The organism is Streptosporangium sp. G12, assembly GCF_052983175.1.
Genome location: NZ_JBRIQO010000067.1, coordinates 1 through 10634 on the forward strand (window position 1 = coordinate 1; position 10634 = coordinate 10634).

General features: G+C 67.0%; 11 protein-coding genes and 1 other annotated feature. Of the genes, 6 read left to right on the top strand and 5 right to left on the bottom strand.

Annotated features, from left to right (window positions below; all coding sequences use genetic code 11):
- The first annotated feature begins 395 nt into the window (after window positions 1–395).
- Window positions 396–986 carry an NAD(P)H-dependent oxidoreductase gene (locus ACVCAG_RS45455; RefSeq protein ID WP_440089915.1) on the top strand — a complete coding sequence of 197 codons (591 nt, stop codon included), beginning with the start codon at window positions 396–398 and terminating at the stop codon, window positions 984–986.
- 639 nt (window positions 987–1625) lie between these two features.
- On the opposite strand, the gene ACVCAG_RS45460 is transcribed toward ACVCAG_RS45455, so the two are convergent.
- From ACVCAG_RS45460 to ACVCAG_RS45470, 3 genes are all read right to left on the bottom strand, one after another.
- Window positions 1626–2875 (bottom strand): IS3 family transposase gene (locus tag ACVCAG_RS45460; RefSeq protein ID WP_440089925.1). Its coding sequence is split into 2 segments (ribosomal slippage): window positions 1626–2566 and window positions 2566–2875, totalling 1251 coding nucleotides; the frame shifts between segments, so codons are not numbered across the junction.
- Window positions 2459–2573 (bottom strand) — a sequence feature (AL1L pseudoknot). It overlaps the preceding gene by 115 nt.
- Window positions 2818–3006: a hypothetical protein gene (locus ACVCAG_RS45465; protein WP_447191657.1), complete on the bottom strand. Its 189-nt coding sequence runs from the start codon at window positions 3004–3006 to the stop codon at window positions 2818–2820. The genes ACVCAG_RS45460 and ACVCAG_RS45465 overlap by 58 nt, the downstream gene beginning before the upstream one ends.
- Window positions 3003–3296 (bottom strand): transposase, encoded by a 294-nt coding sequence (locus ACVCAG_RS45470; protein WP_447191654.1) that lies wholly within the window; start codon window positions 3294–3296, stop codon window positions 3003–3005. The genes ACVCAG_RS45465 and ACVCAG_RS45470 overlap by 4 nt, the downstream gene beginning before the upstream one ends.
- A gap of 342 nt (window positions 3297–3638) precedes the next feature.
- Between ACVCAG_RS45470 and ACVCAG_RS45475 the strand changes: the two genes are divergently transcribed.
- The 4 genes from ACVCAG_RS45475 to ACVCAG_RS45490 all read left to right on the top strand — a co-directional run bounded on the left by ACVCAG_RS45475 (window position 3639) and on the right by ACVCAG_RS45490 (window position 7810).
- Window positions 3639–4721 (top strand): IS110 family transposase, encoded by a 1083-nt coding sequence (locus ACVCAG_RS45475; RefSeq protein WP_440089860.1) that lies wholly within the window; start codon window positions 3639–3641, stop codon window positions 4719–4721.
- A 211-nt stretch (window positions 4722–4932) separates the two neighbouring features.
- Entirely contained in the window at window positions 4933–5640 is a 708-nt protein-coding gene (locus tag ACVCAG_RS45480; RefSeq protein WP_447191655.1) for a DUF998 domain-containing protein, read from the top strand.
- A 488-nt stretch (window positions 5641–6128) separates the two neighbouring features.
- Entirely contained in the window at window positions 6129–6896 is a 768-nt protein-coding gene (locus tag ACVCAG_RS45485; RefSeq protein WP_447191656.1) for an IS5 family transposase, read from the top strand.
- A gap of 62 nt (window positions 6897–6958) precedes the next feature.
- Entirely contained in the window at window positions 6959–7810 is an 852-nt protein-coding gene (locus ACVCAG_RS45490) for an RCC1 domain-containing protein (RefSeq protein WP_440089857.1), read from the top strand.
- A 173-nt stretch (window positions 7811–7983) separates the two neighbouring features.
- Here ACVCAG_RS45490 and ACVCAG_RS45495 read toward each other — a convergent pair whose 3' ends face one another.
- Both ACVCAG_RS45495 and ACVCAG_RS45500 read right to left on the bottom strand, forming a co-directional pair.
- A complete protein-coding gene (locus ACVCAG_RS45495) occupies window positions 7984–8394 on the bottom strand; it encodes a hypothetical protein (protein WP_440089855.1) in 411 nt (136 codons plus the stop codon).
- A 260-nt stretch (window positions 8395–8654) separates the two neighbouring features.
- Window positions 8655–9353 (bottom strand): SDR family NAD(P)-dependent oxidoreductase, encoded by a 699-nt coding sequence (locus ACVCAG_RS45500; RefSeq protein ID WP_440089854.1) that lies wholly within the window; start codon window positions 9351–9353, stop codon window positions 8655–8657.
- 247 nt (window positions 9354–9600) lie between these two features.
- Between ACVCAG_RS45500 and ACVCAG_RS45505 the strand changes: the two genes are divergently transcribed.
- The gene (locus ACVCAG_RS45505; protein ID WP_440089852.1) at window positions 9601–10500 is read left to right on the top strand and encodes an MmyB family transcriptional regulator; all 900 of its coding nucleotides are present in this window, start codon (window positions 9601–9603) and stop codon (window positions 10498–10500) included.
- Window positions 10501–10634 lie beyond the last annotated feature (134 nt).

The following is a 10634-nucleotide window of genomic DNA, read 5'->3' on the forward strand; positions in this document are numbered from 1 at the left end:
ACCGCCGACGAGATCCTCAAGTCCCTCGCCGACTACCTCGCCAAGATCAACCCACCCAGCCAGCCATCAAAGAAATAGTTACCCTCTGGACTTGCGGCGCATCATACTAGTGCCGCATCAGGCAACGTTTGCCCTGTTGTGATTCAGCAGGTGGTGTCGTCCGCGCCTCTGGTCCGGAAGTGAATGACGTGACCGGGTGCCCGTCAGCCCAACCTCACATCATCAGGTAACGAAAAAGCTGCCCATTCTCACAAATCACCCTTCCGGTGTCACGGAGGCGGAGGCTGTTCGGTCCTAGTGGGTACAGGTCGACTCCAAGCCGCCACGCCGGATGATCGTCGACCTCCCGGCTCCCAGAGGGAGTCAGCCAACCCACTGCCAGGAGGAAAATCTTCATGAGCACCCCCGTCGTCGCGATCGCCTACCACTCCGGCTACGGCCACACAACCGTCCTCGCTGAGGCCGTGCGTGACGGCGCCGTGCAGGCCGGAGCCGTCGTCCACCTGATCAAGGTCGACGAGATCACCGACGAGCAGTGGGAGCTGCTCGACGCCTCCGACGCGATCGTCTTCGGTTCGCCGACCTACATGGGCACGGCTTCCGGTGCCTTCCACCAGTTCGCCGAGACCACCTCCAAGCGCTGGTTCGTCCACTCGTGGAAGGACAAGCTCGCCGCCGGATTCAGCAACTCCGGCGCCAAGAGCGGCGACAAGCTCCACACGCTCCAGTACTTCGCCGTCCTGGCGGCCCAGCACGGCATGACCTGGGTCAACCTCGGCCTGCACCCGGGCTGGAACAGCACCACCGCCTCCGAGGATGATCTCAACCGCCTCGGCTTCTACCTGGGCGCGGGCGCCCAGACCCACACCGACCACGGCCCCGAGGAAGTCCACAAGGCCGACATAGCCACCGCCGAGCACCTCGGCCGCCGCATCGCCGAGCAGGCCCGCGTCTACGCCGCCGGACGCGCAGCCGTCGGCGTGTGAGCCAACGGCGGCCCCCGCCTGCCCCGCTGCCGCGGAGCCGAAGCCCCACTGGTCAGCGGTGGCGTCACCGAGGGTGCTGTGTCCGTCGGCAGCACGGTGCCCCGGTCAGGAATTCATGCAGCCGGCACACCCTCGGGTGTGCCGGCTGCAGGCTTGTCCTTGCCCAGGCCGACGCGGCAAATGTTGCCTGATGCGGCACTAGTTGACCTGGGACGACGCGAAATCAAGGGGGGCGCGCCGCGCACCCCCTGTGCGCCCCCTTGGGCCGCGGCGACCATGCCCTGACCGGCGCGCCCGAAGCGGGCTTTGAACGCTCCGCCACCTCCGCCGCCCGCACTTACCTGCCGAACCCCTGGCTGGGGCCCTTGGGGGTGGGTGGCCGGTGAGAAGGTGTCCGGCTGGCGGCCCGGGCGGCGGCCTGGCGCTGTTGCGCTTCGAAGCGTTCGCGGGCCTGTTCGTTTCGGGTGCGGACCCGCTTGACTGCGGCCGGGTCACGGCGAGCGAGGTCTTGGCCGCGCCGCACCTCCTCGCCGAGCCCGTGGCGGTGGTCGCGCTCGGCGACCAAGGAAGCCAGCTGGCCGGTGACGCGCTCGTACTGGCCAGCCGGGGTGAACCGCGCCGAGTTTCGTGGAGACTTGGCTACTTGGTTTCTGCTGCGGTGAGTGCGGCCTGTTGGTGACGGTAGTGGATCGCTTCGTACTCTGCGGGCGGGATGTTGCCGCAGGCGGTGTGCAGGCGGCGGTGGTTGAACCAGTCGAGGTATTCCAGCGTCGCCAACTCGACGTCGTCCATGTTCTTCCAGGGGCCGTAGCGGCGGATCAGTTCGGCTTTGAACAGGCCGTTGAAGGACTCGGCCAGGGCGTTGTCATAGGAGTCGCCGCGGCTGCCCACTGAAGCGACCGCTCCGGTGTCGGCCAGGCGCTCGCTGTAGCGGATCGACAAATATTGCACCCCGCGGTCGGAGTGATGAACTAGCCCAGACAGATCCGCGCACTGGCCGCGATTGCGACGCCAGATGGCCATCTCCAAAGCGTCCAGGGCCAGGTCGGTGCGCAGATGGGTGGCGATCTGCCAGCCCACGACCATCCGGGAGTACACGTCGATGACGAACGCCGCATACACCCAGCCCGACCAGGTGCGGATATAGGTCAGATCAGCGACCCAGAGCCGGTTCGGCGCCGGCGCGCAGAAGGTGCGGTCGACGAGATCGGCCGGCCGATCGGCCTGGTCGCCGGCGATGGTGGTTCGCCGGACTTTCCCGCGAACCAGCCCGACGATGCCCAACTCGCCCATCAGTCGCTGGATTGTGCACCGGGCGACCGCATGCCCTTCGCGACGCAGCTGCCTATGGATCTTGCGGGCGCCGTAGCAGGAGTAGTTGTCCTGGTAGATGCGGATGATCTCTGTCTTGAGCCGGTTATCGCGTACTGCTCGCGCAGACGGCGGCCGGGTGCGGACTGCGTAGTACGTCGAGGCAGCGCTCTGCAGGACCCGGCAGATCGGCTCGACACCGAACTGGGCGCGGTGAGCGTCGATGAAGGCGTTCATCTGGGTGGTCGAGGGTCGAGTTCTCTGGCGAAAAAAGCCGACGCCGCCTTGAGGATCTCGTTGGCGCGGCGCAGCTCGCGGACCTCCCGCTCCAACTCGGCGATCCGCTTGGCCTCATCGGTGCTGGTCCCGGGTCGCTGACCGCCGTCGATCTCGGCCTGCTTGACCCAGTTGCGCAGCGACTCCGACCCAATGCCCAACTGCCGAGCAACGCGAGTGATGACGCCGAACGACTCCCTGGACTGCGCGGTGGCCTCCTGCACCATCCGCACCGCCCGCTCTTTCAACTCCGGCGGATACCGACGCTGGGCGGGGTGCGACGAACCAGATCGACCTGACATGAGCTCCATCCTTTCCAACCGATGAAGCCTCCATCAATCCCGGCGCGGTTCACCCCCAGCCAGGCGCACATCCGGGCGATGGAGTGGCATGCCTTCTCCGCGTCGATCAGCTCGTACTTGGCGAGCGTCATCGACTCTCGGCCGCGAAGAAGGCGGCTGCTTTTTTCAAGAACGTCAGCTTCTCACGCAGCTCCGCGTTCTCCCGCTCCAGCTCCCGGATCCGCGCCCGCTCCGGCCCGGAAACCAGCCGCTGCTCAGCTTGGGTGCTCACGATCCGATGCCGGTTCACCCAACTGCCCAGCGTGCTGGCGTTGATGTCGAACTCCCGCGCCACCGACGCGACCGTCCGCTCGCCCTCCAGCACCATGCGGATGGCTTCTTCCTTGAACTCCGGCGAGAACTGCCTACGACGCCTCGTCACGTACTTACCTCTTCCAGACTTCTGTCAGCTTATGCAGCCGACTGTCCGGAATCTGCAGGGCACCTCACACTTCAGTGCCCGCGGCTCGGCTTGGCAACGTTTCACCCGCCCCTCTGAGCGCCCCAGTGCCGGATCTGGCCGCGTTCCCGATGAGATCGCCGTGAACGCCGCGAACGTCTTGTCCCGTCTGTCGACGGCCGAGGAGTCGGTGACGCAGGCGCTGGAGATTCTGCGCTGGTGGCGCCGCGCACGCGAGCAGTCCTCCCCAGCGAGCGTGATCTTGAATGTGCGGGTGCTGGAACTCCTTGCCTCCCGCATGCACACCACCCCTGGGAGCACTACTTGCGCGACTACATGCGCACGCAGTGGGTCACCACCACGATGCGCGACGAGGTGACCAACACCGTGCTGGAAGCCGAGGGCTTCACCTGCTGGCTGCTGAACGCCAAGCACGTCAAGAACGTCCCTGGCCGCCCGAAGACCGACAAGCTGGACGCGGTCTGGTTGGCCAAGGTCGTCGAGCGCGGCATGTGCCGGCCCAGCCTGGTGCACCCCAAGCCGATCCGCCAACTGCGCGATCTGACCCGCTATCGGCGGACGTTGGTGCGTGAGCGCACCCGCGAGAAGCAGCGCGTGGAAAAGCTCCTGGAGGACGCGCAGATCAAACTGTCCAGCGTGATCAGTGACGTCTTCGGCGTATCCGGCCGCCAAATGCTCGCAGCGTTGATCAACGGAGAACGTAATCCTCGGGTGCTGGCGCAGATGGCGCGCGGTGCCATGCGTGCCAAGATCAGTGTCCTGGAGGAGGCCCTGAGGGGGCACTTCACCGATGAGCACGCCTTCTTGTGTCAGATGATGGTCGAGCGCGTCGACGACCTCACCGCGAAGGTCGAGCAGGTCTCCGCCCGAATCGAAAACCAGATTGCCCCGTATGCCGCCGCAGCGGCTCAGCTGGATGAGATCACCGGGGTGGGCACCATCGCAGCGCAAGAGATCATCGCCGAGATCGGGGTGGACATGAGCCGCTTCCCCACCGCGGCCCACCTGGTGTCCTGGGCCAAGTTCGCGCCCATCGACAAGAACTCCGCCCGGCGCAAGAAGGGCGGCTCCACCGGCAAGGGCAATCCGTGGATCGCCGCCACCGTCGGGGAGATCGTGGCCACCACCTCCCGCTCCAACACCTTCCTCGGCGAGCGCTACCGCCGCCTCGCCCGCCGCAGGGGCCGAAAACGCGCCATCGTCGCCATCGGCAACTCCGTACTGACCGCCATCTGGCACCTGCTGTCGGATCCCGAGGCCCGCTTCATCGACCTGGGGCCCGACTTCTACCAATCCCGCCTGGCCACCCAGCGCCGTGAACGTGACCTGGTCCGCCAGCTCGAACACCTCACCGGCCAGAAGGTCACCCTGCAACCAGCCGCCTGACCCCGCCGCACCACCTGCATAACCAGTTCCGAAATCACCGGTCGAGGTTCGCTGCCGCCTGCCCACTAACGGACCGATTTTCGAGCCAGGCGTGTAAGGCACGTTGGCTGGCTCTGAACGGGCGGAGATCGGTGGCACCGGATGTCGAGAATCGCGACGCAGCTTCTACCACCTCCTGAGGAGACCGTCCGGCTCCAGGAAGAAGTGCATCGTGACTCTCACACCTCCCTCGCCCCACCAGGACGACCGGCTCACGGCCGCGCCGACGGGGCGAGCGTTCCCGGCCCGCGCCGCCGGCATCTCGTTGGTCGCGGGCGTCGCGTTCTTGCTCTTGCTGGTCCTGCTCCACCTGATCCGGCCCGACGTCTCGACGAGTTGGCAGACCACGAGCGAATATGCGCTCGGCGAGTTCGGCTGGCTCATGGTGGTGGCGTTCCTGCTGTCCGCGGTCGGCTACGGAGCCCTGGCGATCGCGCTCCTCGTCCGGCCCCAGCGGCTCCCTACCCGGATCGGTGCGGTCATCCTGGCGGTCGCGGCCGTCGGCACGGTCATCGGCGGCGTCTTTGTCACCGACCCCATCGACACTCCGCAGGATCAGCTGTCCGCCAGCGGCACTCTGCACGGGCTTGGCGCCGGACTCGCGCTCATGTTCCTTCCGGTCGCGGTACTGCTGATCACCGCCGGGCTCACCCGCGACAGCGCATTCTCTACCGTCAAGCGCGGGCTGTGGTGGACCGCGGTGCTGCCGCCCGCGGCGCTGGTCATGTTCATGGTCGCCCAGACTGTCCTGCTCGGGGCCGACGGCCGCTTCGGCCCCGACGTCCCGATCGGATGGCCGGAGCGGCTGCTCGTTCTCGCGTACGCCGCGTGGCAGATCATCGTGGCGCGGATCGTCTCGCGCCGAACCGTACGGTCCTGACCGCCGGGCTGCCCGACGAGGTCCGCTCCCCCGCGAAACCGATCGTTCACCGACTGCGGCGCAAGATGCCCGCTCCCGCCGTCGTCTCGACGGCTCCGCGGCCGGTGACCCGCGACGAGTGCAACGGTGCGACGAGTGCGGGCGCCCGGTGACGTTCCCCGGTGTGTGTTCTTGGTGCGACGACACCGCACAGAGCACTGGCGTTATCTGGGGTTGGCAAACAAACCTGCTGGTCAGTCGTGTGAAGGCCTGTAAGGCAAGCGGGCTTTCGACGAACGTGCCTGACAAGTTATCTAGGGTTGTCAGGCACGTTGGTCACTACCTGCAGATCTCAGGATCTCGCTTAGGACTGGAATCAGAATGAGGTCTCTGAGGCTCGGGAATGACGGCGTGTCAGTTCGCGTTGGCGCGGCCTGGAGGGAGTGGTTGCGACCGAGACTCGTGGTGGGCGCAAGCCGTGGGAGGTTGACGATGGGCTGTAGGAGCGTATCGAGCCGCTGTTGCCGGTGATTGAGCGGCGCTTCCGGTACCCGGGGCGTCGTCGGCTCGATGACCGGCGGGTTCTGTGCGGCATCCTGTTCGTGCTCTACACCGGCATCCCCTGGCGCTACCTCCCGCAGGAACTCGGCTTCGGCTCCGGGATGACCTGCTGGAGGCGACTGCGGGAGTGGAACGAGGCCGGGGTCTGGCAGCGCCTGCACGAGATGCTGCTGGCCGAACTGCGGGCGGCCGGCATACTGGATCTGTCCCGGGCGTCGGTCGACTCGAGCCATCTGCGGGCGATGAAAGGTGGTGCGGCCACCGGCCCGTCCCCGGTGGACCGGGGCAAGACCGGCAGCAAGCACCACGTGATCGTCGAGGCCCACGGCATCCCGCTGGCCGCCACGCTGACCGGCGGCAACCGTAACGACGTGACCCAGCTGATCCCACTGATCCGAGCCGTCCCGCCGATCCGAGGCAAACGCGGCCAACCGCTGCGCCGCCCGAAGCACCTCTACGCCGACCGCGGCTACGACCACAAAAGCTACCGCCACCAGGTCCGACGGTTCGAAATCACCCCGCACATCGCCCGGCGCGGCACCGAACACGGCTCCGGACTCGGCGTACACCGCTGGGTCGTGGAAGGCGCCATCGCACTACTGCACTGGTTCCGCCGCCTACGCATCCGCTGGGAGATCCGCGACGACATCCACCAGGCCTTCATCACACTCGGTTATGCCGTCATCTGCTGGCGACGACTGAGGACCCCGCTCTAATTTCAGTGCAAAGTAAGGTGGAATCCCACGTCTCGCACTCGCGCCAAGCACAAGGAGGCGGAATGCTCGCTAACCCGTCGGCGCTGGCGGCCGGAAGGTGTCATTCGGTCGGACGGCGCTGGGATGGAACCGTTCTCGCCGTGGGTAATACCGCAGCCGCTGAATGTCGTGTCGAGCGATGGGAAGACGTCGTCGCGGTGGCAGCTGGCAACGTCCATACCGCGACGAACACGGGCAGGTCTCATACGGTGGGACTCCGGTCGGACGGTACGGTGCTGGCGACGGGGTGGAATGGCGATGGGCAATGTGATGTCGCCGGATGGCGAGGCATCACGGCCGTGGCCGCAGGCTGGCGCCGCACGCTCGGGCTACTCGCGAATGGCCGCGTGCTGGCAGTTGGCCGGAGTTCAGAAGGACAGTGCGACGTGCAGTCCTGGCGCGAGATGGTCGTTCTCTCGTGTGGTGACTGGCACTCGGTCGGCGTCCGATCGGACGGTTCTGCACTGGCCACGGGGAACAACCGACGACGGCAGTGTGTCGTTGAAGGGTGGCGTGACCTAGCCGCCATTTCGGCCGGGTATCTCCATACCGTCGGACTCAGAGCCGACGGGCGGGCAGTAGCGACCGGAGACCGGGCAACCGGGGCGTGCGAGGTCGATGAGTGGGAAGACGTGGTGGCGCTCGGCGCGGGCAGCTACCACACCGTCGGGGTCACTGCGTCCGGACGGGTCCTCGCAGCAGGAGACAACAGCTACGGACAGTGCGAAGTCGGCGGTTGGCGCGACATTGTCGCCGTGGCGACCGGTTCAACGCACACCCTTGGCCTGCGTGCCAACGGCACAGTCGTGACCACAGGGAACAATGCCGACAGACAGTGCGAAGTCGATGCCTGGTCCGGAGTCCAGCTTCCATAGGCCTCCGGGCCGCGCCAACGCGAACTGACACGCCGTCATTCCCGAGCCACAGAGACCTCATTCTGATTCCGGTCCTTAGTGCCCGGCCACAAAGGCCAGCATTTCGCGCACAAAGCAAGCAGTCCTCGTCATCTTGGTTGACGAGGACTGCTCGCAGATCTAACTAGAGATTTTTATACCGCAATCCGAGTGATCATATGGATGGGGGTATAAGACAGGGGCCAAACGTGGACCGGCGGCGTGGCTCCCTCGATCTTGGGAGGGATGAGCTGGCCCTCCACTGGGCCACCGGCATTTCTGATGTAGTACACCGTGACCCATCGATCTCTTGAGGACACAAGCCCTATGTTGTAGATGGCCACGTTAAGTACGCCGGTACCTCTAAAGCAGAGATTATTATTACTGGGATCGATTGTCCGAATCCAGACGTGGATTTGACCGTCGCAAGGCACTCTCGCGATGGCGGCGGCGTGCGCGGGCGCAGCGGTGATTAAGGTCAGCATGGCCGCCGACAGCGCTACTGCTGCGCCTGCGGTGAGGGTCTTGCGGACGACCTGCAACGTCCGCTTGAGTGTCTGGTTCATACCTGTTCCCTTGTTCGGTGGTTGAGTAGTGCGGTAGGGCATTATCAATAGGGGCGCTGGCACGATCGCCGATCTCGCGCTCGGTGACACCTCACGGGCACGGGCCGCTCACGCTTTTGCCGTATGGGCGGGCATGGAGCCGGACTGTCCGCGGACTTGACCAGGAGATCTCTGGCCATCTGCCGGGGTGGCTGTCTCGCTTTCGATGGAAACACCACGGCTCACGACCGGCTGCGATGCCACAGGGTGTCAGATCTGGCTCAGACGGGCTGGCCGACCGGCCGGATGGTCAGGGTGTTGAGGTCGACGTCGGCCGGCTGGCCGAGGGCGAAGCAGATGGCCTCGGCGACGGGCTCGGGGGCCAGGGCGAAGGGCGGGACGCCGCCTTGCCAGAAGGCGGTGTCGGTCATGCCGGGGTTGACGAGGGTGACGCCGATGCCGCGGCTGGTGGCGTACATCCGCAGGTTCTCGGCCATGCCGGTGACGGCCCACTTGGTGGCGGAGTAGAGGTTGGCGGGGCTGTTCTTCAGGCCGGCGACGCTGCCGATGAGCACCAGCCGCCCGCCCGTGGTCTCGAGGTGGGGCAGGGCGGCGTTGGCCAGCAGGGCGGGGCCGAGGACGTTGGTGAGGACCATGGGCGCCCACAGTTCCGGGTCGCCGTCGGCGATGGTGCGCGGGTGGTCGCCGGGGATGAAGCCGGCGTTGGCCACCGCGGCGTGCAGGGCGCCGAAGTGTGCCACGGTGCGGGTCACGGCGGCTTGGGTGGCCGGCCAGTCGGCGGCGTCGGCGATGATGCCGAGCAGCCGGTCGGGGTGGCCGGTCTCGTCGAGGAAGGACTTGAGTTTGGTCTCGTCGCGGCCGGTGACGGCCACGCGGTGGCCGCGGTCGAGGAGCAATCGTGCGGTGTGGGCGCCGATGCCACTGGTCGCGCCGGTGATCAGTACGGTCTTGCCGGTCATGGTCATACTCCCGGGTGCTGGAGGTCCTGGTGGTGCATCACAGGAGGGCTTCGACGGTGATGGGCGGGCCGATCACCGCTACAAGAGCTGGTCGGACAGGATCCATCTCCGTGTCGCAGGTCGCGTTCGATGTGCTGATCCCAGGAAACCCGCCTGGCCGGGCGCGAGGCAGAGCGCGTTTATAGGGGGATAAGCTCAACCCCCTTACCGTCGGCGCCTGCGCGAACCCTGCGGTTACCGTGGGGGCATGGACGACCGGCTCGACAACCGCGAGCAGATCCGGGACTTCCTTGCCACCCGGCGCGCGAAGCTCGCCCCGGAGCAGGTCGGGCTGCCCGCCGGCGGTCGGCGCCGGGTCCCCGGGCTGCGCCGCGAGGAGGTCGCGGTGCTGGCCGGTGTGAGCACCGAGTGGTACACCCGGCTGGAGAAGGGCCACATCAGCGGCGTATCGCAAGAGGTACTCGACGCGGTCGCCCAGGCCCTGCGCCTGGACCAGGACGAACGCACCTACCTGTTCGACCTGGCCCACGCCGCCCGGCCCGCCCGCCGCGCACCTTCGCGCCGCAAGGACGTACAGGTCCCGCCGCGCGTCCAGTGGCTGCTGGACTCCATGACGATGTCCGCGGCGTTCGTACGCAACGGCCGCCAGGACATCGTCGCCCACAACGCGCTGGCCCGGGCCCTGCTCGCGCCGGTCTTCGACAGCCCTGCCACCACACGGCACGGCCGCGCCAACCTCGCCCGCTACATCTTCCTCGACCCGGGCTCCCAGCGGTTCTTCGTCGACTGGGACGCGGCCACCGCCGTCAGCGCCGCGCTGCTGCGCGCCGAGGCCGGACGCGAGCCCCACGACCGGGCGCTACGCGACCTCGTCGGCGAGCTGTCCACGCTCAGCACCGCGTTCCGCAGCCAGTGGGCCGCCCACGACGTGCGCATCCGCCACGCCGGCAGCAAGCGGCTGTGGCACCCGCAGGTCGGCGACCTGGAGCTGACCTACCAGTCCCTTGACCTGCCCATCTCCAGCCGGACGGTGTACGACCTCACCATCTACACCGCCGAACCGGGCAGCACCTCCGAAGAGCGGCTCAAGCTCCTGACCAGCCTGGCAGCCACCCCGCCGGCACACCCCACCAGCCAGCCGCGTTGAAGCGCGCCGGCCTGCTCACGGCCTGCAGCTCGGGCACCTACAGCTACGGCGAGCGATCGACCTCGGCGTCCGAGCCGTCCTGGAGCGCGGTGGCGTGCCGGTCGAGGAGGCGGGCGTAGTGGCGGGCGTGCCGT

Coding starts and splice junctions, on each gene's coding strand:
- ACVCAG_RS45500 (WP_440089854.1), bottom strand. CDS start 9,353: ATGACCGGCAAGACCGTACTGATCACCGGCGCGACCAGTGGCATCGGC.
- ACVCAG_RS45505 (WP_440089852.1), top strand. CDS start 9,601: ATGGACGACCGGCTCGACAACCGCGAGCAGATCCGGGACTTCCTTGCC.
- ACVCAG_RS45495 (WP_440089855.1), bottom strand. CDS start 8,394: ATGAACCAGACACTCAAGCGGACGTTGCAGGTCGTCCGCAAGACCCTC.
- ACVCAG_RS45490 (WP_440089857.1), top strand. CDS start 6,959: ATGCTCGCTAACCCGTCGGCGCTGGCGGCCGGAAGGTGTCATTCGGTC.
- ACVCAG_RS45455 (WP_440089915.1), top strand. CDS start 396: ATGAGCACCCCCGTCGTCGCGATCGCCTACCACTCCGGCTACGGCCAC.
- ACVCAG_RS45465 (WP_447191657.1), bottom strand. CDS start 3,006: ATGACGCTCGCCAAGTACGAGCTGATCGACGCGGAGAAGGCATGCCAC.